This window comes from Alcanivorax sp. NBRC 102024 (assembly GCF_001602235.1).
Taxonomy (GTDB): Bacteria; Pseudomonadota; Gammaproteobacteria; order Pseudomonadales; family Alcanivoracaceae; genus Alcanivorax.
The window spans coordinates 432,196-454,776 of the sequence record NZ_BDAS01000002.1; the positions used below are offsets into that span (position 1 = coordinate 432,196).

General features: G+C 59.6%; 7 protein-coding genes. 6 read left to right on the top strand and 1 reads right to left on the bottom strand.

Annotation, left to right across the window (positions count from 1 at the left end; genetic code table 11):
* Window positions 1-17 precede the first annotated feature (17 nt).
* From A0251_RS05700 to fhuF, 6 genes are all read left to right on the top strand, one after another.
* Complete coding sequence (locus tag A0251_RS05700; RefSeq protein ID WP_062815863.1) at window positions 18-10,823, top strand: non-ribosomal peptide synthetase; 10,806 nt, start codon at window positions 18-20, stop codon at window positions 10,821-10,823.
* Entirely contained in the window at window positions 10,820-16,309 is a 5,490-nt protein-coding gene (locus A0251_RS05705) for a non-ribosomal peptide synthetase (protein ID WP_062815864.1), read from the top strand. Before A0251_RS05700 ends, A0251_RS05705 begins: the two co-directional genes overlap by 4 nt.
* 60 nt (window positions 16,310-16,369) lie before the next feature.
* Window positions 16,370-18,703 (top strand): TonB-dependent siderophore receptor, encoded by a 2,334-nt coding sequence (locus tag A0251_RS05710; protein WP_231874171.1) that lies wholly within the window; start codon window positions 16,370-16,372, stop codon window positions 18,701-18,703.
* Entirely contained in the window at window positions 18,693-19,673 is a 981-nt protein-coding gene (locus tag A0251_RS05715; protein ID WP_062815866.1) for a GNAT family N-acetyltransferase, read from the top strand. Before A0251_RS05710 ends, A0251_RS05715 begins: the two co-directional genes overlap by 11 nt.
* A gap of 99 nt (window positions 19,674-19,772) precedes the next feature.
* The gene (locus A0251_RS05720) at window positions 19,773-21,065 is read left to right on the top strand and encodes a lysine N(6)-hydroxylase/L-ornithine N(5)-oxygenase family protein (RefSeq protein ID WP_062815867.1); all 1,293 of its coding nucleotides are present in this window, start codon (window positions 19,773-19,775) and stop codon (window positions 21,063-21,065) included.
* Complete coding sequence (gene fhuF / locus A0251_RS05725) at window positions 21,065-21,829, top strand: siderophore-iron reductase FhuF (RefSeq protein WP_062815868.1); 765 nt, start codon at window positions 21,065-21,067, stop codon at window positions 21,827-21,829. Before A0251_RS05720 ends, fhuF begins: the two co-directional genes overlap by 1 nt.
* Here the strand turns inward: fhuF and A0251_RS05730 are convergent.
* Window positions 21,804-22,496: a 4'-phosphopantetheinyl transferase gene (locus tag A0251_RS05730; protein WP_062815869.1), complete on the bottom strand. Its 693-nt coding sequence runs from the start codon at window positions 22,494-22,496 to the stop codon at window positions 21,804-21,806. The two genes, fhuF and A0251_RS05730, sit on opposite strands and share 26 nt — an antisense overlap.
* Window positions 22,497-22,581: the final 85 nt, after the last annotated feature.

Consider the following 22,581-nt stretch of genomic DNA (forward strand, 5'->3'; position numbering starts at 1 on the left):
TTTGTAAAGGAGCTGACATGACCGGGTCTGCTTCCCTGTCTGCCCGTCCCGGGCCGCATTGGGCGCCGCTCTCCTACTCCCAGCAACGCTTGTGGGTTTTCAGTCGGTTATCCCCAGACAGCACCGCGTACAATCTGGGAGGTCTTTTCTGGCTGGAAGGGGAGCTGGATATTTCGGCGCTTCAGGCCACCATGAATGTGGTCTTAGCCCGTCACGATATCCTCCGTGCCCGGTTCGCGGAATTTGACGGCCAGGCCTGGCAGACCATTGACGCCCACCAGGACAGGGCGCTGGTCATCGATGATGTCAGTGATCAGTCAGACCCGGTAGCGGCCACCTATTCCCTGGCTAGCCAACAGAATGCCATGCCTTTTGATCTGGCGGTGGGTGGGCTGTTGCGCTATCGCCTGGCCAGTCTGGGGGATATCAATGGCAAGCCGGTCCACGCCTTGATGGTGTCCCTGCATCATATTGCCGGCGATGCCTGGTCTCTGGGTGTCTTCATGCAGGAGTTTTTCCTTATCTATAACTCTCTGCGTGATGGTCGTGAGATGCCGCTTCCTCCGCTGGAAAGACAGTACCCGGCTTTTGCCGAGGAGCAGCAACAGTGGCTGACCGGTGAGACGGCAGCGCAGCAACTCGCATACTGGCAAGAGACCTTGCAGCATGAAGGCGAGCCACTGGCATTGCCTTCGCTGAAAAATACCGCAGCAGCGCAGAAAGCCTGTTTTCGTGATTTTTCCCTTTCTGTTCAACAAAACCAGGCGTTGAAAGCGCTGGCCTCCCGGCAGGGTGTCAGCCGCTTCACCGTGTTGCTGGCCGTTCTGGAATACCTGCTTGCCCGCATCACAGGACAGGATAACGTGCGGGTGGGTGTGCCCAGCGCGAACCGCAATGGATCCAACAATGGGTTGATCGGTTTTTTTGTGAATAACCTGGTGGTGCAGGGGACGCCTCGTCCCGGTGACACCGTCAGTGAATGGATTACCCGCATTCACCAATCCCTGGAAGGCGCCAAGCAGCACAAGGAGCTGCCGTTCGAAAAAGTGGTGGATCGACTTTGCCCGTCGCGAAGTCAGGGGCGCCATCCTTTATTCCAGGTGGCGTTCAATTATCGCCAGCAGGGCGCGGGCATGAGTCTGAATCTGGGCAACCTCGTCGTCCGGGTAGAGGATCTGCCGGTGACGGAAACGCCGTTCGATCTGGTGCTGGATGTATGGCCGGATCAGCAAGGCGGCCTGAGTCTGCGTCTGGTGTATGGTGACGGAGCGCTGGATGAGCGTATTGCCGATTGCCTGCAGGCCGGGTTCGAGAGCCTGCTGGAACAGTTTCTGGAAGATGCCTCCCGAACCTTGTCCGCACTGACGATCCTTTCCGATGAGGATCAGAAATGGCTGTCTGCCCGGGAACAGGGCCAGGGTGAATGGCAGGCAACCAGTATGGTGTCCCTGTTTTCCCGGCAGGCCGCCGAGCAGGGAAATGCCATTGCCCTGGTGCATGGCGATACCCGGGTTTCCTTTGCCGAGTTGGAAGCCCGCTCCAACCAGTTGGCCCGTTATCTGATCGAACAGGGCGTCGCCGCCGATGAGGTGGTGGGCGTTTCCTTCGAGCGCGGCGTCACCATGATCGAAGCCTTCCTGGCGGTGATGAAAGCCGGCGGCGCCTTCCTGCCGCTGGACCCGGGGTACCCTGCGGATCGTTTGCGTTACATGCTGGAAGACAGCGGCGCGAGCCTGTTGCTGACTTCGTCGGATCTGGCTGAGAGCCTGCCCCGTGTTGATGGACTAACCCCGGTGCGAGTGGAGACACTGGCTCTGCAACGTTATTCCCCGACAAACCTGCATAACGAACCGCATCCCGACCAGCTTGCCTACGTGATTTACACCTCCGGCTCCACCGGCAAACCCAAAGGCGTGGCACTGACCCACGGCGGTTTGTCCATGCATGTGCAGACCATCGGTGAGCGCTATGGCATGACACCGGAGGATGTGGAACTGCAATTCGCCTCCATCAGTTTCGATGGGGCCGTGGAGCGCTGGACGGTGCCATTGGCCTTCGGCTCCCGGGTGGTCATCCGCGACCAGGAACTATGGAGTGCGGAACAATGTTGCGAGGTGCTGGAAAAAGAAAACGTCACCATCGCCTGTTTCCCGCCCAGCTATGTGGGGCCGTTACTGGATTGGATCGAGCAGGAAAAGCCTGAACTACAGGTCCGCTCCTGGACCCTGGGGGGCGAAGCCTTTACCCGGGAAACCTTCGAGCGCATGCAGCAGGTGCTGAAGCCGCAGCGGATTCTTAACGGCTATGGGCCTACGGAAACCGTGGTCACGCCCATGCTGTGGGTGGCCTATCCGGGGGATACGCTCACCAGTGCCTACGCCCCCATCGGTACCGCCGTCGGTCCACGAAAACTCTATGTGCTGGATCAGGATCTTAATCGTGTTCCTGTTGGTGTGGCCGGTGAACTCTATATCGGTAATGAAGTGGGCCTGGCCCGGGGTTACCACGACCGCCCGGACCTGACCGCCGAACGCTTTCTCCCCGATCCGTTCGGTGAGCCCGGCGAGCGCATGTACCGCACCGGGGACCTGGTGCAATTCCGCGACGACGGCGTCATGGAATATCTGGGCCGGGTGGACCAGCAGGTGAAGATTCGCGGCTTCCGTATCGAGCTGGGGGAAATCGAAAGTCGCCTGCTGGCCTTTGATCAAATCCGCGACGCGGCGGTGATCGCCCAACCGTCCCCCACCGGCGATCGCCTGGTCGCCTACATCGTCCCACGTCCCCCGGTAGGAGCGGCGCTCGAGCCGCGAACAATTCTGGAAAGCCTTTCTGAAACTCTGCCGGACTACATGGTGCCCAGCCAGTTGCTGACCCTGGAAGCTCTGCCGTTAACCCCGGCGGGCAAGGTGGACCGAAAGGCCTTGCCGGAACCGCAATGGCAGGGCAGCAGTGAGGGTGAGGCTCCACAAACCGACAACGAAAAAATTCTCGCCAATATCTGGCAGCCATTACTGGGCGTGGGTAACGTTAGCCGTGACGACCACTTCTTTGCCCTGGGTGGCGATTCCATTCTGGCTTTGCAGATCGTCAGCAAGGCCCGCCAACAGGGGCTGGCGCTGACACCCAAAGACCTGTTCGAGCAACCCTCTCTGCGTGCATTGGCAGCGTCCGCCCGGGTCGTGACGGGCAATGCGGCCAGTCAGGAACCGTTGTCGGGTCCGGTTGGTTTGCTGCCCATCCAGCAGCGTTTTATCGAACAGCGAGGCCTGTCCCTCTGCAATCAGTACATCCATTTTTCCGTCCAGGACGCGTTTGATCCCGAGCGGTTGGAGGTGGCATTGCAGATGCTGGTGGCCCAGCACGATGCCTTGCGCCTGCGCTTTTCCGCCACCGATCCGCAACAGGCGCAGTGTGTGGCAGAAAGCACGCGCCCCTTGCTGCAGGTGGTTGAAGCCCGCAGTGAGTCCGACATTTCTCATGCCATGGCGGCGGCGCAGGGTGGGCTTGGCCCTGCCGACGGTAAGGTGCTGCAGGCGCTCTATATTGTTGGGGATGCACCGCAACTGCTGTTGACCCTTCACCATCTGGCCGTGGACGGGGTGTCCTGGCGAATCCTGCTGGAAGATCTGTTCAGTGCTTACCAGCAACTGCAGCAAGGAGGCGACGCCAGTCTGCCGCGCAAGACCCATAACCTGCAGGACTGGCGCCAGGCACTGAACCAGCATTTCGTTCCCGAGGCCGAGAAAGAACTGCCGTACTGGCAGCAGGCTACACAAACCCTGGCGCCCCTGTTTCCGATGCATCAAGACTCGGGGCCTGCCCGGTTCGAGTGTCAGACCGATGCGAAGACATTGCGTCGTTGGGTAAAAAGTGCGGACCGTTATGCGTCACTGAATCTGGAAGAATTTCTGTTGATCGCGCTGGCCGGGACGCTGGCGGATTATTGTGGCCGCGACACGGTACGTATCCATCGGGAAAGCCATGGCCGTGCCGACAGTCATGCCGGTCTGGATCTGAGCCGCACGGTGGGCTGGTTCACCAGCCTCTACCCCCAGCGACTGGATTGTCAGGGGGATCTTGCTGCATCCATCAAATGGCAGAAAGAGCAACTGCGCCAACCTGCCCATGGCGGCCTGGGTTATGGCCTGCTGTGTCAGCAGGGCAAGCTGGCGGACGCGGATCACCACCTGGACGTGCTGTTCAACTATCTGGGCCAGTTTCGCCATGACTCCCTGCCGGGTGTCAGCGTCAGGGAAATGGGCCTGTGGCAGGCGCCGGATGCCCCGGCGGATGCGCCACTGACCATCAACGCGGATCAGCAGGAGGGCGCGCTGCGTCTGCGTATCGACGTGGATGGCAAGGGTGTGTCCCGGGAGCAGGGTGAAGTGCTGGTCGCCCAATGGCTGGAACAATGCGAGCGGCTGGCCTGCCATTGCGAGCAGGCGCCGCCGATCCTGACCCCGGCGGATATGCCGCTGGCATCCCTGAGCCAGTCGCAACTGGATGCGTTACCGTCACGGCCGGAGCAGATTCTGCCCCTGTCACCCTTGCAGTCCGGATTGCTGTTCCACTCCCGTTTGAGCGACCGCAACAGCACCTATGTGAACCAGTTGATACTGCCACTGACGGGACTGTCGCCGCAGCGGATGAAACAGGCCTGGCAGCAATTGCTGCAACGCCATGCGGTGTTGCGCACTGCGCTGCTGCCGTATCACCTGGCGGAACAGCGCCATCAGGCAACCTGGCCTGGGGATCAGGTTGTTCTGCCGTGGCAGCAGGTAGACCTGCGGTCGCAAGGTGATGCGGATCGCTACTGCCAGCAATTGCTGGAGCAGGGGTTCGATCTGGAAAACCCGCCGCTGTGGCGGGTGGACTTGCTGCGGACTGACGACGAAACCTGGCAGTGCGTCTTTACCCTGCACCATATTCTTATGGACGGCTGGAGCACCGGGGTGTTGCTCACCGAGCTGATGGCCTTGTATCACGGCCATTCCCTGCCTGCTGCCCCAAAAGAGTATGGCGTTTACCTGCGTTGGCTGCAGCAGCAGGACCGGGATGCGACACGGGCGTTCTGGCAGGACTATCTCGCCCCCCTGCAGGCGCCCACTCGTCTGGTGGAGTCGGTAGGGTCGAAAGAGAAAGGTGCCTTCCGCCGTCATCCCATTACCTTCGACGAGGCCACCAGCCGGGCCCTGCGTCAGGCGGCTCGCGACAAGGGGCTGACCATCAACACCCTGGTACAGGGAGCCTGGGCCCGGGTGCTGGGACAATTTACCGGACAACGTCGGGTAGTGTTCGGTAATACCGTGGCCGGTCGCCCGGCGGAACTGGCCGGCAGCGACAGCATGCTGGGGCTGTTCATCAATACCCTGCCGATGACCGTACCGCTGGATGGCGACCAGCCCGTGGATCAGTGGCTGGAGGCATTGCAGGCGGACAATGCTTCCCTGCGCGAACACGGTCATGCGCCGCTGTTCGAGGTGCAACAGGAGGCCGGCTGGGGAGGGGAAAGCTTGTTCGATACCTTGCTGGTCTTCGAAAACTATCCGCTGGATGAAGCCCTGCTGGGTGGCGATCACAGCGGCCTGCAACTGGGCACGCCGACCAGTCATGAGTTTACCCACTATCCGCTGACCGTGGCGGTGTTGCCTGGTGAACATCTGGAGATGCTGTTTGCCCATGACACGGGCGCCTTGCCGGTGGCATTGGTGGACCGTATGGCGACCGCATTCAGGCAGACACTGTTGTCACTGGCAGAAAGTCAGGATGGCCCGCTTGCCGAACTGGATAGCCTCGGTGATGACCTGTTTCGTCTGCAAACCTGGGGAGAGGGCTGCGGTGAATGGGCCCCCGACAGTTTCGTGTCCCTGTTTGCCCAGCAGGCGTCAGCAAGGGGGGATGCCATTGCCCTGGTGCATGGTGACACCCGTGTCTCCTTTGCCGAGCTGGAAGCCCGCTCCAATCAGTTGGCCCGTTATCTCATCAAACAGGGTGTCAAAGCCGATCAGGTGGTGGGTGTTTCCTTCGAGCGCGGCGTCACCATGATCGAAGCCTTCCTGGCGGTAATGAAAGCCGGCGGGGCTTTCCTGCCGCTGGACCCGGGGTACCCTGCGGATCGCTTGCGTTACATGCTGGAAGACAGTGGTGCGAGCCTGTTGCTGACCTCGTCGAACCTGATGGATGTCTTGCCGTCGGTTGCGGCCGTGCAACCTGTGGCGGTGGACCGGTTGTTGCTGGATGGGTACGCCTATGGCCGAGTGAATAACGGTCCCCATCCGGATCAGCTTGCCTACGTGATCTACACCTCCGGCTCTACTGGCAAACCCAAGGGAGTGGCTCTGACCCACGGCGGCCTGTCCATGCACGTGCAGACCATCGGGCAGCGCTACGGCATGACACCGGAGGATGTGGAACTGCAATTTGCGTCCATCAGTTTCGATGGGGCCGTGGAGCGTTGGACGGTGCCATTGGCCTTCGGCTCCCGCGTGGTCATCCGCGACCAGGAACTATGGAGTGCGGAAAAATGTTGCGAGGTGCTGCAAAAAGAAAACGTCACCATCGCCTGTTTTCCTCCCAGCTATGTGGGTCCGTTACTGGATTGGATCGAGCAGGAAAAGCCTGAACTAAAGGTTCGCTCCTGGACCCTGGGGGGGGAAGCCTTTACCCGGGAAACCTTCGAGCGCATGCAGCAGGTGCTCAAGCCGCAGCGGATTCTTAACGGCTATGGGCCTACGGAAACCGTGGTCACGCCCATGCTGTGGGCGGCCTATCCGGGGGATACGCTGACCAGTGCCTACGCGCCCATCGGTACCGCCGTCGGTCCACGAAAACTCTATGTGCTGGACCAGGATCTTAATCGGGTTCCTGTTGGTGTGGCCGGTGAACTCTATATTGGTAACGAAGTGGGCCTGGCCCGTGGCTATCACGACCGCCCGGACCTGACCGCAGAGCGCTTCCTCCCCGATCCTTTTGGTGAGCCCGGCGAGCGCATGTACCGCACCGGGGACCTGGTGCAATTCCGCGACGACGGCGTCATGGAATATCTGGGCCGGGTAGACCAGCAGGTGAAGATTCGCGGCTTCCGCATTGAGCTTGGGGAAATCGAAAGTCAGCTATTGGCGTTTGATCAAATCCGCGAGGCAGTGGTGGTGGCTCAGCCCTCACCGGCGGGTGACAGGTTGGTTGGCTATATCGTGCTACGCGATCCTGCAGGCGCGGCGCTGGAGCCGCGAACCGAGATCGAGACCATTCTGGCTTCTCTTTCCCAGTCCCTGCCGGACTATATGGTCCCCAGCCAGTTAATGACGCTGGAGCAACTACCGCTGACCCCGGCGGGCAAGGTGGATCGCAAGGCGCTGCCGGAACCGCAATGGCAGGGCAGCAGTGAGGGGGACGCACCGGAAACCGACAACGAGAAAATTCTCGCGGAAATCTGGCAGCCATTGCTGGGTGTGGAAACTGTCAGCCGTGATGACCATTTCTTCAACCTCGGGGGTCATTCACTGCTGGCCGTACAGATGGTCAACCGTCTGCGCCATCAGCATCAACTGAACCTGCCGCTAAACCGCATCTTCGAGCAACCGGTTCTGAAGCACTGTGCCGCGTTGTGTCAGTCAGTTGCAGCCATGCCGGCAATCAGGCCGGTGCCGCGCAGTGGTGATCTTCCCTGTTCGGCAGCGCAGCGTCGGTTGTGGTTTGTGCAGCAACTGGAGCCGGATAACGGGGCGTACCATATGCCGCTGGGCCTGGAGGTGCGTGGAGAACTACATCGCGATGCCCTGCAACAGGCGCTGAATATTCTGGTGGCCAACCACGAAAGTTTGCGCACCCGTTTTGTGGATGCGGGGGGTGCTCCACGTCAGCGCATCCTTGATGACGCGGTTATCAAGATTCAGTGGCAGGATCTGTCGCAGGAAAATGCCCCGGAAGCCGCTGCAGAAAAAGTGCAACATCAGGTGCTGAGTCAGCCGTTCGATCTGGCCGGTGACAACCTGTTGCGGGTGCTGGCCATCAAGCTGGCCGATCAACGCTATCACCTGTTGCTGGTGCAGCATCACATCGTCGGTGACGGTGTTTCCATGCAGTTGCTTTTGACGGAGCTGAGCGAGCTGTATCGGCAGGCCCATCAGGGTGATGCCCTGACGGCATCGCCCGCAAAGATTCAGTACGCGGATTATGCCGCCTGGCAGCAACAATGGCTGGACAGCGACGAGGCTCGCACCCAGACCCGGTGGTGGGTGGAGCAGCTGGGAGAGGGTGGAGAACCCCTGGCCCTGCCCACGGATTTTCCACGAGGCGACAAGGCAGGCGGCGCCCGCCAGCCGATTCGGTTTACCGATGAACAATTGGCCGGATTGAAACTGCGTGCCGGGGAACTGGGCTCCACCGTATCCACCTTGTTGCTCAGTGTCTGGCAGACATTGCTGCACCGCTACAGCGGGCAGTCACAGGTGCGTGTGGGTGTACCGGTGGCCGGTCGGCTGCAGGCGGAAACCGAAACCCTGCTGGGCTGCTTTATCAATACGCTGGTGATTCCTGCGGACTTTGATCAGCCGCAATCCTTTGCCGAACAGGTGGCGGCGATTCAGCAATTTATCGGTGAGGCCCAGGGCCGCCAGGCGCTGCCCTTTGAAGGCCTGGTGGACGCCCTGGCTGTGGACCGAAATCTGGATCGCCATCCGCTGTTCCAGGTGGTGTTCAACCACCAGCGACTCAGCCAGAACTTTGCTCCGCAGTGGCCGGAAGCGTTGGTGACGCCCTTTGATCCCGGTGCGGCGGGTGCGCAGTTTGAACTGGCCCTGGATATTCTTGAAGACGAGCAGCAGCTACAGGGCTTTGTCGGCTACGACACCGGCCTGTTCAAACCGGAAACCATTGCCCGTTTGCGTGAACATTTTGGTCTTCTATTGGAGGCATTGCTGCACGATCCACAGCAATTGCTGGCGGATATCGATCTGCTCACCGATGAAGAAATCCGCGCGCAGCAGACCTTCAATGACACCCGGAAACGCTGGGGTGATTTTACTGCGGTTCCCAAACGGTTAAGCCTGCAGGCACAGAAAATACCGGATGCCATTGCGCTGACCATGGGCGAGCAACAGCTGTCCTATGCGCAACTGGATCGCCGGGTAAACCAGCTCGCCAATCGCCTGCGCCGCGCCGGCGTGAAAGAGGAAGTGCGGGTGGCCATCGGGCTGCCCCGTTCTCTGGAATTGGTGATCGGCATCCTTGCCATCACCCGTGCCGGTGGAGCCTATGTGCCGCTGGACCCGTCCTATCCACAGGATCGTCTGGCCTACATTCTGGATGCCGCGTCGCCGGCATTACTGCTGACCAACAGCAGTCTGCTGGCAAGCTGGCCGCAGGCGGTGCCCATGTGGTGTCTGGACGAGCTGGATGTGAGCGACCAGCCGACCACACCCCCGGTGGTGCAATGGCACCCGGACCAGGCGATCTATGTGATCTATACCTCCGGGTCCACTGGCAAACCCAAGGGCGTGCTCAATACCCAGGCGGCCCTGGAAAATCGTTTGCTGTGGATGCAGAGCGAATATCCCCTGAATGATCGCGACTGCGTGTTACAGAAGACGCCGTTCAGTTTCGATGTGTCCGTGTGGGAATTTTTCTGGCCATTGATGGTGGGGGCGCGACTTGCTGTGGCCCCGCCGGAGGCCCATGCGGATCCGGTGTGGTTGCAACAGGTGATAGGGGATGAAGGCGTCACCACGCTGCACTTTGTGCCCTCCATGCTCAACGCCTTCGTGAGTGCCACCGGCCTGCAGGACCTGCCGCATCTGAAGCGACTGATCTGCAGCGGCGAGGCGCTGGATAGCGAGCTGCAGAAGACGGTCTTTGCGGCACGGGATGATGTGCAGCTGCACAACCTGTATGGCCCCACGGAAGCGGCCATCGATGTGAGCTACTGGCGATGCCGCTCTGAAGCGGGTCACACCGTGCCCATCGGTGCGCCGATCAGCAATATCCAGCTGCATGTGCTGGACACCGATCTCAATCCGGTGCCGAGGGGGATTCCCGGTGAACTCTATCTGGCCGGTATCGGTCTGGCCCGGGGCTACTTCGGTCGCCCGGACCTGACGGCGGAACGGTTTCTCCCCAATCCCTTCGGGGAGCCGGGAAGCAGAATGTATCGCACCGGCGATCAGGTGGTGCAGCGGGCCGACGGCATTCTCGAATATTTGGGCCGCCTGGATCATCAGGTGAAGATTCGTGGCCTGCGCATCGAGCTGGGAGAAATCGAGCAACAGCTCAAGCAGCAGCCGGATGTGGACGACGCCGTGGTGGTGGCCCATCCCGGCGAGGCGGGGGATCAGCTGGTGGCCTATGTGGCCAGCGAATCCGATAACCGGGAGCGTTGGCAGCAGGCTCTGGCCGGTGCCTTGCCCGACTACATGGTGCCGTCACTGTTCATGGTGCTCGAAAAGATGCCCCTGTCACCCAACGGCAAGCTGGACCGCAAGGCCCTGCCGGCCCCGCAATGGCAGGCCCGGGAATATCGTGCGCCGCAGACGGAGACGGAACAGCAACTGGCGGGCCTGTGGGAAGAACTGCTCGGCCAGTCTCGCGTCGGGCTGGATGATAATTTCTTCGCGTTGGGCGGACACTCCCTGCTGGCCACCCGTGTGGTGGCGGCTTTACGTGATCGTTGGGGGGTGGCTGTGCCCCTGCGTGCCCTGTTCGAGGCCGACTCCCTGCAGGCGCTGGCGGCCCTGGTGGACCAGCACAACGGTGAAGCAAAACAGCAGGAAGACGACGATCTGGCGGCCATGGCCGACCTGCTGGATGACCTGGAAGATTTATGAGTCAACTTGATAAGGCAGCACTGGCCCAGCGTTTTATGGCGCTGGATGAAAGCAAGCAGGCCGTCTTTCTGCAGAAGCTGAGTGAAAAGGGCATTCCCTTTGAGCGGTTGCCTATTGTCGCCGGGCACCGCCCGAAACGAATTCCACTGGCGCCGGCCCAGCAACGTTTGTGGACTATCCATCAACTGGAACCGGATAACACGGCCTACCATCTGACTGCCGCCTTTATGTTGTCAGGTCCGCTGGATGTGGCGCGCCTATTGCGTGCCGTGGCAGCGGTGGCAGATCGGCACGACAGTCTGCACACCCGTTTTGTAGAGGAAAATGGCCAGGCGCAGCAATGGATTGCAGCCGCGCCCCTGTCCGTGGAGCAGCGTGATGCCCGAGCGCTGGATGACAATGCCCGCCAGACCCTGGCGGACGAACATGCCCGGCGACCCTTTGTACTGGAGCGGGACAACCCGTTGCGCGTGCAGCTGCTGCAAGTGACCGATCAGCAATGGCGGCTACAACTGGTCATGCACCATCTGGTCTCCGATGGCTGGTCCATGGACGTGTTCTTTACCGACCTGGCCCGTGCCTATCTGTCCGATGCGCCCCTGTCTCCCTTGTCCATTCAGTACGCGGACTATGCCCTCTGGCAAAAGGCCTGGCTGGATGCCGGTGAGCGGGACCGGCAGTTGGCCTATTGGCGGGAACAACTGGGTCATGATCAACAGGAGAGAGCTCAGCCGCCGTTGTTGATTGCCCATGATCGCAACCCGGAAAAGAACGCTTTGCGTCAGGCGGCCAGTGTGCAATGGACCCTGCCGCAACACTTGCAGGCGGCGCTGCAAAAGCTGGCCCGTGACAACGACACCACCCTGTTCACCGTGGTGCTGGCTGCCTGGCAATGGGCACTGGCTGCGGTTGGTGGTCGCCGTGATATTCCGGTGGGCGTGCCGGTCGCCAATCGCGAGCGCTCGGAAGTGGAAGCGCTGGTGGGTTTCTTTGTGAACACCCTGGTGATACGCGGCAAACCGCAAGCGGCGCTAACGGTGAATGAATGGGTGGGGAAGTTGCATCAGACCATGCTGGATGCCCAGGCTCATCAGGTGCTGCCCTTTGACCAGCTGGTGGCGTCCCTGTCTCCGCAAAGAGAGCCGGGCGAAACGCCCCTGTTCCAGGTGCTGTTCAACTATCAGCGTCGCGATGGCGGCAGCCGTCATCTGGACCAGGATGTCACCATTACGCCGCTGTCCCAGGGCGTCCCCCATGCACTCTTTGATCTGGCGCTGGATGTGCACGAAAGCGACAACGGGGCGCTGGCACTGACGCTGACCTATGCCGCGGACCGTTTTCATGGCGAAACCGCCAGGCGTTTGCAGCAGGCCATGGACGCTGTGCTGGATGCCTTCAGCGATGGTCAGTGTCGTCTGGGTACTATCGAGGTGGCCGGCGACGATCTGCCCCGGCTGGAACAGTGGGGGCAGGGCAGCGGTGAGTGGCAGTCGGAGAGCTTTGTGTCCCTGCTTTCCCGGCAGGCCGCCGAGCAGGGAAATGCCATTGCCCTGGTGCATGGCAATACCCGGGTTTCCTTTGCCGAGTTGGAAGCCCGCTCCAACCAGTTGGCCCGTTATCTGATCGAACAGGGCGTCGCCGCCGATGAGGTGGTGGGCGTTTCCTTCGAGCGCGGCGTCACCATGATCGAAGCCTTTCTGGCGGTGATGAAAGCCGGAGGCGCCTTCCTGCCGCTGGACCCGGGGTACCCTGCGGATCGTTTGCGTTACATGCTGGAAGACAGTGGTGCGAGCCTGTTGCTGACCTCGTCGGATCTGGCTGAGAGCCTGCCCCGTGTTGATGGACTAACCCCGGTGCGAGTGGAGACACTGGCTCTGCAACGTTATTCCCCGACAAACCTGCATAACGAACCGCATCCCGACCAGCTTGCCTACGTCATTTACACCTCCGGTTCCACCGGTAAACCCAAGGGAGTGGCACTGACCCACGGCGGTCTGTCCATGCATGTGCAGACCATCGGCGAGCGCTACGGCATGACGCCGGAGGATGTGGAACTGCAGTTTGCCTCCATCAGTTTCGATGGGGCCGTGGAGCGCTGGACGGTGCCACTGGCCTTTGGCTCCCGCGTGGTCATCCGCGACCAGGAACTATGGAGTGCGGAAAAATGTTGCGAGGTGCTGGAAAAAGAAAACGTCACCATCGCCTGTTTTCCACCCAGCTATGTGGGGCCGTTACTGGATTGGATTGAGCAGGAAAAGCCTGAACTAAAGGTCCGATCCTGGACCCTGGGGGGCGAAGCCTTTACCCGGGAAACCTTCGAGCGCATGCAACAGGTGCTGAAACCGCAGCGCATTCTTAACGGTTATGGCCCCACGGAAACCGTGGTCACGCCCATGCTGTGGGCGGCCTATCCGGGGGATACGCTCACCAGTGCCTATGCCCCCATCGGAACCGCCGTCGGCCCTCGAAAACTCTATGTGCTGGATCAGGATCTTAATCGTGTTCCTGTTGGTGTGGCCGGTGAACTCTATATCGGTAATGAAGTGGGGCTGGCCCGTGGCTACCATGACCGCCCGGACCTGACCGCCGAACGCTTTCTTCCCGATCCGTTCGGTGAACCCGGCGAGCGCATGTACCGCACCGGGGACCTGGTGCAATTCCGCGACGACGGCGTCATGGAATACCTGGGTCGGGTGGACCAGCAGGTGAAGATTCGCGGCTTCCGCATTGAGCTGGGGGAAATCGAAAGCCGCCTGCTGGCCTTCGACACAATTCGCGACGCAGCGGTGGTAGCCCAACCATCCCCCACCGGTGATCGCCTGGTCGCCTACATTGTCCCACGCCCCCCGGTAGGAGCGGGGCTAGAGCCGCGAACCGAGCGCAGCGAGGCGCTGGATGTTGCCGCTATCCTCGCCGACTTGTCCGCCTCCCTGCCGGACTACATGGTCCCCAGTCAGCTGATCACCCTGGAAGCTCTGCCGTTAACCCCGGCGGGCAAGGTGGACCGCAAAGCCTTGCCGGAACCGCAATGGCAAACCACTGGTCAAGGCGAGCCCCCACAAACCGACAACGAAAAAATTCTCGCCGATATCTGGCAGCCATTACTGGGCGTGGATAACGTCAGCCGTGACGACCACTTCTTTGCCCTGGGCGGCGATTCCATTCTGGCACTCCAGGTAGTGAGCCGCGCCAGGCAGCAGGGTCTGGCAGTCAGCCCCAAAGCACTCTTCGAGCAACCGTTGCTCAAGGATCTGGCGGCCGTGGTGGTCAGTGCAGAGGCAACCGTTATTTCCCAGGCGCCCATGCAGGGGCCGGTTTCATTGCTGCCGATCCAGCAACACTTCTTCTCCCTGAACCCGCCCAGCCCCAGTCACTGGAACCAGCATTTGTGGCTGGCTCTGGACGCGCCGATGGAGCGGCAGGCACTGGAGGCCACCTTGCACGCCTTGTATCGACAGCACGATGCGTTGCGTTTGCGGTTCACCAATCACGCAGAGGGCTGGCAGCAGGAATGTCTGTCTGTCGACACACCGCCGGGGGAGCTGCTGTGGTGGCGTGAAGCCTCCAGTGAAGACCAGGTTGCAGCACTGTGTGAACAGACCCAGCAAAGCCTGAACATTGAAACCGGCGAGTTGCTGCGAGCGTTATATGTTTCCGCACCGGATCAGCCGGATCGCCTGTTGTTGGTGATTCATCACCTGGCTGTGGACGGGGTGTCCTGGCGAATCCTGCTGGAAGATCTGTTGAATGCTTACCAGCAGGTGCAGGCAGGCAAGGACATTGCCTTGCCGGAACGGACCCATAATCTGGCTGACTGGCATCAGGCCCTGCAGCAATGGTGGGAAGAGAAGGGCGAGCAACGCCTGCCGTTTTGGCTGGGGCAGAAACCGGAAAAGCGCGGCGAGCCTTTGCCGGCCTATGGGGAAAAGCAGACGGCTTCCTTGTCCCTGAATCACGAAGACACCCGCCGGCTTTTGCAGGAGGCGCCCACCAAATTGGGGGTAACGGTGCCGGCGTTGTTGCTGACGGCACTGACACGAACCTTGCAGCAATCTCGTGTAGGAGCGTCGCTCGCGGCGCGAACCGCAATTGTGGAAAATCGCGCCGCCAGCGACGCTCCTACGACAAATCGACCTCTTACCGTCAACCTGGAAGGCCACGGTCGCGAGAACCGCCTGGCTCCGGGGCTGGACCTGAGCCGGACGCTCGGCTGGTTCACCAGCCTATATCCGCTGGCCTTGCCCTACGACAGCGACCCACGCCAGAACCTGTTTGCGGTGTCACAACAACTGAAGCAAACCGAGGCCGATGGCGGAGTGGACTATGGTGTTTTGCGTTATCTCACGGAGAGTCCGCTTAATGGCAGTGCCGATGCGCCGGTGACCTTCAATTATCTGGGCCAGTTCCACGACGACGCCTTGATCCAGGGCTTTACGCCGCTGCAGGGTGGCGGCAAACCACAGGCAGACAACAACCCCATGGCCGCTCCGCTGGCGATTAATGGTCAGGTCGTTGCGGGGAAACTGGAACTGGTCTGGGATTACGCCAGCAGCCACTATGATGCCCGGCGTATTCAGCACCTGTGTGGCCGGTACCGTCAGGAGTTGCTGGCCTTGCTGGCCCTGGCGGAGGCGCCTCGTGAAGCCCAGGCCGACCCGGCGCTGGTCACGCCATTGAATCACAGCCCGGATGCGCCCGTGTTGTGGTGCCCGCACCCGGTCACGGGTCGCGTGACCGGTTATCAAGCCATTGCGAGCGCGCTGGATGGGCAGTGGCAGGTCAATGGCCTGCAGTCACGCAGTTTCCTGGAGGAAGGGTGGTTTGATCCTTCCCTGGAAGAAATGGCCGAACGTTACTACCGCACCCTGCGTCAGGCGCAACCGCAAGGCCCCTATTATCTGCTGGGCTGGTCGCTGGGTGGGGCCCTGGCCATGGAGCTGGGCAAACGTCTGGAAGCCGCGGGGGAATCGGTGGCCTTTCTCGGTTTGCTGGATTCCTATGTGCCGGGCCATGAAGTACCGGAAGATCAGTGGACGTCGCCCGAGGCCCAACAGACGCTCCGGGAGCATCTGGGCATGTTGCTGCCCACGCTTACCGGCAAGGCTCTGGATAGCTGCATCGAACGGCTGCGGGACGGTGCGCCATCACAATGGCCGGGGCTCTTCCGCCACTGGCTCCAGGAGCAGTCGGTGGAGCCCGTGATGGCTGACAGTGCGTCCCAATTGCTGCATGCCTGGGCAGTGGAACAGCACCTGCGCGCCCTGTGCTGGGGATATCAATTACCGCAGCTGGAGACTCCGGTACACAGCTGGTGGGCCAGCGAGCCGCGGGGTCGAGCAGACCGCTTGCGTGCAGGGTTGCAGGTATTCGCTTGCCTGGCGCATAGCGAAATCCTGCAGGCTGATCATCTTGGCATTGTCAGGGAAGAGGGTCTGATCAACGGCTTGCCCGACATCCTTGATACCTGTGTATCCCTGATCGATTGACCCAAGCGACAAATAAACCGAAATAAATGTGCACTGGTTGTCAGCTTGGCAATCTGTATAATGCAGATGCGAATCATTCCTATTATTGTGATCGTTACGAACGTTAGGAGAACCACCATGGGGAATCGGACCAGTACTGGCCTGATCCGGGGGCTGCAAACCAGCCGTCATCCGTTGGCTCTGGCCATTACCATTGCCCTGGCCGCCACGCCGGCATGGGCGGAAGAGCAGGATGCGACACAGCAAGAAGAGCTGCAAACCATCGAGGTAAATGCGGATCAGTCTGAAGACGCCTACGGCGGCGATGACTTCGGCTATGTAGGTCAACGGAGCATGACCGCGACCAAGACCGACACGCCGGTCAGTGAAACCCCGCGCTCAATTTCCATCGTGACCCGTGAGCAAATGAATGACCGGGCTGCTGTGAGCATCAGCGATGCATTGCGTTATACGCCCGGTATCCAGGCCGGTTTTTATGGTGAGGACAATAAGCAGGACTGGTTTATTGTTCGAGGGTTCAAACAGGCTAACAACGGTCTGTATCGTGATGGCACCCGCACCTATTCCAACGGCTTCTACAGCTGGCAGATTGACCCTTTCCTGCTGGAGCGGGTGGAAATCCTTCGCGGCCCCTCTTCGGTCCTTTATGGCCAGACCCCTCCCGGTGGTGTCATTAACGTTATCAGCAAACGACCACAGGATTACTCCTTCGGATCTGTAGGTGTGCAGTATGGGACCTGGGATCGCAAGCAGATATCTGTGGATGCCGGTGCGCCGGTGGGTGATGGTCATGCTTTTCGAGTCGTTGCGCTGGCCAGGGAAAGTGGCACGCAGGTTGATGATGTCGAGCAGGAGCGTGTGCTGTTTGCGCCTTCAATGAAGCTGAATCTGGGTGAAAAAACCAACCTGACCTTGCTGGCGAGCTATCAGGAAGATAACTCCGATCCTTATCTGCAGTTTCATCTTGCTGAGGGAACACTCAATAAAAGCGAGGGTGGAAACGGTTTTATTGATGACGATGTCGCCGTTGGAAACCCGGATTTTGAGCGGTTTGATCGAACCCAATATACCTTCGGTTACCAGCTGGATCATGACTTCAGTGATCAGGTTTCATTCCAGCAAAATGTCCGCTATGGCCGCATCGAAGTGGATTTGCGGCAAATGTACGCCCTTGCCTATGCCGATGACTTTGGTGTCCCGACCGGCCGAACCGAGGTGGTTCGTTATATCTCCACGGAAGAGGGCCATGCTGACAGCTTGAATGCCGATAACCGCTTTATCTACAACTGGGATTTCAATGGCATGGAGCATACGCTTCTTGCTGGCCTGGACTATCAGTTGCTGAAAATCGATGGCAAGGACTATGCCAATGATCCAGTGGTCGGTGAGCAGATAGCCCCTGGCGTCTACGCGCCTAATACGTTGAATGTCTACAACCCGCAGTATTCCGCTGAAAGCGATATCGTACTGTTGAATGGTCCGACCCCCGGTGTGGCACAGCCGCTGACGGAGGCGGATCTTCAACGTCGCACCACCGACAGCTATCAACTGGGTGCCTACCTGCAAGATCAGGTAAAAATCCAGGACCATCTGGTTCTTACTCTTGGTACCAGGTTCGATAAGGTCGATACCGAGTTCCGCAACAAAGCAGATGCCAGTGCCGATCTGGATGTCAGTGATGAGCAGTGGACGGCCAATGCCGGAGCTGCATGGCTGTTTGATGGCGGTGTTACTACCTATGCCAGCTATTCGCAGTTTTTCCAGCCGGTCATTCAACTGGACCAGAATGATAATGCGGCCAAGCCGGAACAGGGCGATCAGGTCGAACTAGGTGTAAAGGTGCAGCCGGATGGCTTTGATGGTTACTTCAATGCTGCTGTCTTTGATATCAGTCATGAAAATCTGACCCGCAATGACACGGTAGGTAATTTGACGCAGATCGGCGAAGTGGAAAGTCAGGGCGTTGAACTTGAGGCGGTGGCCAATATCACCCCGAGTATCAGTGTCGTGGGTAACATGACCTTCCTGGATCCTGAAATCACCGAAGATATCCGCGGTGATGCGGTCATTGGTAACCAGCCCAACCAGGTCGCCAAACGGCTTGGCTCTTTGTGGGGCAAGTACACGGTATTGGGTGGCGTAATGAACGGGTTGTCGGTTGGCTCCGGTGTGCGTTATGTCGGAGCGACCTATGGCGATGATTTGGAAACCCGCTCATTCAAAGTGGATTCCCATATGCTTTGGGATGCCACCGTCAGTTATCAGTGGGATAACTTCAAATTCCAGGTTGCTGCGAAAAATATCGAAGACAAGGAATATGTCGCGACCTGTAACTTTTGGTGCTGGTATGGCGATCGTCGTAGCGTGATCGGCAGCGTTAGCTATGCCTGGTAAGTCCCAACATGCTTCCATTCCGCTGCCCCACGGGCAGCGGATGGATGTGTTTGACCTCTCTGAGCACTGGCTGTGCCAGTGCAATGATCAGGACCTGTTGACCGTCCAGCTTGGTGACAAGAGTGGCATGGTTCAGCAATCCATAGACGACCCGGCGCTGTTGCGCCGGGCCGCCTATGCCTTTTTTGTGACCCATCCTGAGGTGAACTCGCTACGGTTTTCTGACCGGTTTCATGCCGGGTTCATGGTTCAGGATGACGGTGATGGCTATGTGCTGGAGCGGGATATGCTCTGGCAGTTGCCGGATGACTGGCTGCCGACAAACCTGGGCAGACCCTATCCGGTCACCATGGTGATGGACGCCAGTGGGCGACGCCATCCGCTCCGCCCGGCCAAGCCGACGGGTGAGGTTTACCGGCGTTATGACCAGGGCATCAATGCCTGGGTGTCATTGCGCATGCTGGATATTGATGCCGATCTGGAGCGCTTTATGCGCTGGCAGAATAGCGAACGAGTTGCCGCATTCTGGGAACAGAGCGGTACGCGGGAAGAGCACCGCCGTTACCTGGAAAGCCAGGCAAAGGATCCGCGTGTGCTTAACCTGATCGGTTGTATTGATGATGAACCCTTCGCCTATTTCGAGGCGTACTGGACCAAGGAAGACCGTATCGCGCCCTATTACGATGCGGACGATTTTGACCGGGGTATCCACATGCTGGTGGGTGAAGAGCACCACCGGGGTCCCCACAAGGTAAAAGCGTGGCTCAACGCGCTTTGCCACTATCTGTTTCTCGATGACTGCCGTACCCGGCGGATTGTGTCCGAGCCTCGCTCGGATAACGACAGGATGATTCAACACCTTCAAGCCAGGCGTTTTGCCAAGCCAAAGGAGTTTGATTTTCCGCACAAGCGCGCAGCCCTGATGGTGCTGCATCGCGAGGCGTTTTTTGAGCGCTGCGAGCTGAGCTGAAAATCCCATGGCGCGCTGCCCACCACTATCCGGCAGCAGGTGGCTGGCATGAATGTCATGCCGGTGATTGGATAACCCGCACATTGAGGACGACCCCCCATGAGCGTTCACACTCAGGAATACGACGTTGTCGGTATTGGCTTTGGTCCAGCAAACCTGGCCATTGCCATTGCCCTGCAAGAGCAGGCAGAACTGGATGATCTGCAGTATTGTTTCCTGGAAAAACAGCCCCGCTTTGAGTGGCATGGCGGTATGCTGCTGGAAGGCACTCGCATGCAGGTGTCTTTCCTGAAAGATCTTGCCACGCTCCGCAACCCGGCCAGCCGTTTTACCTTCGTCAACTACCTGCATGATCAGCACCGGCTGGATTCCTTTATCAACATGGGCACCTTCTTTCCCACCCGGGTGGAATACAACGACTACATGCGTTGGGCTGCCGATCAATTCAGTGATCGGGTGCACTATGGCCAGGAGGTAATCGCCATCGAGCCGGTAGTGCAGGGCGGTGAGGTGGAATGGGTGCGTGTTCGATCCCGGCAAGCGGATGGTAGTGAGAAAGAAATCTTTACCCGCAATCTGGTCATCGGCATTGGCGGTTATCCACGGATACCGCCGGTGTTCGCCGGCAAGATGGGCGACAACATGGTCCATTCTTCCCGCTATAAACATGAATATGAGCGTTTCGCCCGTCATGAGGCGCCTCGCATTGCGGTGATCGGCGCTGGCCAGAGTGCGGCGGAAATCTATCTGGATCTGATGAACCAGTACCCCCACGGCAACATGGATCTAGTGTCTCGCAGCCGGGCTCTGCATCCCTCCGATGACAGTGCCTTTGTGAACGAAATCTTCGATCCGGCCTTTACTGATACCATCTACGGTCGCCCGGAAGCGGAGCGTCGGGATTTCCTGCAGCGATTCAGCCAGACCAACTATGCGGTGGTGGATATGGCCGAGATCGAGCAAATCTACGAGCGTCTCTATCTGCAGAAAATCACTGGCAAGGTACAGCACCGCTATCTGTCCAATCGGGATATTGTGGCTGTGGTCAATGATGGCAAGACGGTGCAGATGACCCTGCGCGACAAGGATACCGGTGTCGAGCAGGTGGAAGAGTACGATGGCGTGGTGTTGGCCACCGGGTACAACCGGGATGGCCATGAACGCCTGCTCGCTCCCATGGCTGACTGGCTGTCGCCGCAGGGCATTGAGCGCTGTTACCGACTGCCCATGGCTGAAGGTTGCCATGCCAATGTGTTCCTGCAGGGCTGCTGCGAGGAAACCCATGGGCTCAGCGATACCCTGTTGTCGGTGCTGGCGGTGCGTTCTCAGGAAGTGGTGGATGCCCTGCTGCGACGAGAGAAGCGACCCGCCGCCGCTGCTTGCGCCAGCTGATGATCCCGTCCCTGGCCCCCTTGTTCCAGGGGGCTTTTGCTAGCTATGCCCCGATGTTGCGTCTGGCGGCAGCGGGGGAGCCGGCCCTGCCCCTTGTGGCTCTGTTTGAGCCGGATGCCCTGCGCCGGCAACTCCACCGGTTCCGCCCCGATCTCCAGGGTGAAGATGAGCGCGCCTTGCTGTCGATCTGGAGCAAGTATTACTTCCTTTACCTGGTGCCGCCGGTATTGGGCGCCAATCTGATTCTGCAGCGCAGTCTGCCGATACACCCGAGCGCCATGCACCTGGAGCTGAATCAGGAAGGCTTGCCGTCCTGCTTTGTGCTGGAGCATGAAGGGGCCAGTGTGCCGGTCGGCGCCCATCCCCTGACCCGTTTCGAGCCCCTGATTCGGGAGAATATGGAGACAGTGATCAGCGGCTGGCAACAGGCGTTGGGTCTGTCTCCACGCGTCCTGTGGAGTAATGCCAGCCGCTATATTCGCTGGTTTCTGGGGGAGCTGGAAAAGGCCGGTCTGCCGGCAATGATGTGGCAGCCGGGCAAGGCCATTCTGGAATGTGAAACCTTTGCCGATGGCACTGCCAACCCGTTGGCCGGTGCCTACCGGGAGCGGCTGAATCAGAACACCGGTGAAGCGATGATCGTACGTAGGACCTGCTGTATTCGCTTCCGTTTACCGGATATGCCCCTTTGCGAAGATTGCCCTCGCCTCTGCAAGAAAGGGCAGATGGCGCAGGCTCCTACCGTGGCAAGGCAATCCAGCTGAGTACGCCCTGCTGGCGTTCCCGCCAGCGAAAGGGGATCTCGGTGCCGTATTTCCACTGCTCTGTCAGCGAGGTCAGCAGAGTCAGGGAACGGGGGTTGCGGCGGGCGGCATCATGGAAATAAAAACGTTTGCCGGTGAGCGGGTAGAGCGCCTTGAACAGGCTTTCCTTGGCGGAAAAGATCAGGGTGATCCGGTTGGCCCGTTGTATCGGAGAGAGCCCTCTCAGATGCTCTCTTTCCTCGCTGGTCAGCAATTCACGGCACAGGCGGTCTGCCCGTTCTGCCGTTAACCATTGCTCCGTGTCCAGACCCACCGCCAGCCAGTGCCGGGCATCGGCCACCATGACTTCTGCTGTGCCCTTGCTGTGAGTAATGCTTCCGACAGTGCCGTCTGGCCATTGGGGGGCTCTGTCGGAACCCATGCCTGGTATGCCTTCGACGCCCAGCAGACGTAGGGCTTCCCGGGCGCACCAGCGCCCGGCAAGATATTCGGTTCTACGCTTGCCCACGGATGATGCCAGTGATGTCGGCAGGGAGATATCTGCCCGCTGAAAACTGTCATCAAGTAGCCTGTCAGTGTGATAGTGGCAGCCAACACGGATCAACCCATCGGCGATTTCCTCGCGATGGATGTTGGAAAGACACTGTGGGCGCTGATATTCCGGCATGGTTTGTGGGCTGTTGATGGCGTTGATCGCACTATAACAAACTCGCAGGAAAAGAGGGGGCAGGTTAGCGATGCGCTGGGGAATC

Coding starts and splice junctions, on each gene's coding strand:
- A0251_RS05715 (WP_062815866.1), top strand. CDS start 18,693: ATGCCTGGTAAGTCCCAACATGCTTCCATTCCGCTGCCCCACGGGCAG.
- A0251_RS05720 (WP_062815867.1), top strand. CDS start 19,773: ATGAGCGTTCACACTCAGGAATACGACGTTGTCGGTATTGGCTTTGGT.
- A0251_RS05710 (WP_231874171.1), top strand. CDS start 16,370: ATGCAGATGCGAATCATTCCTATTATTGTGATCGTTACGAACGTTAGG.
- A0251_RS05705 (WP_062815864.1), top strand. CDS start 10,820: ATGAGTCAACTTGATAAGGCAGCACTGGCCCAGCGTTTTATGGCGCTG.
- A0251_RS05700 (WP_062815863.1), top strand. CDS start 18: ATGACCGGGTCTGCTTCCCTGTCTGCCCGTCCCGGGCCGCATTGGGCG.
- fhuF (WP_062815868.1), top strand. CDS start 21,065: ATGATCCCGTCCCTGGCCCCCTTGTTCCAGGGGGCTTTTGCTAGCTAT.
- A0251_RS05730 (WP_062815869.1), bottom strand. CDS start 22,496: ATGCCGGAATATCAGCGCCCACAGTGTCTTTCCAACATCCATCGCGAG.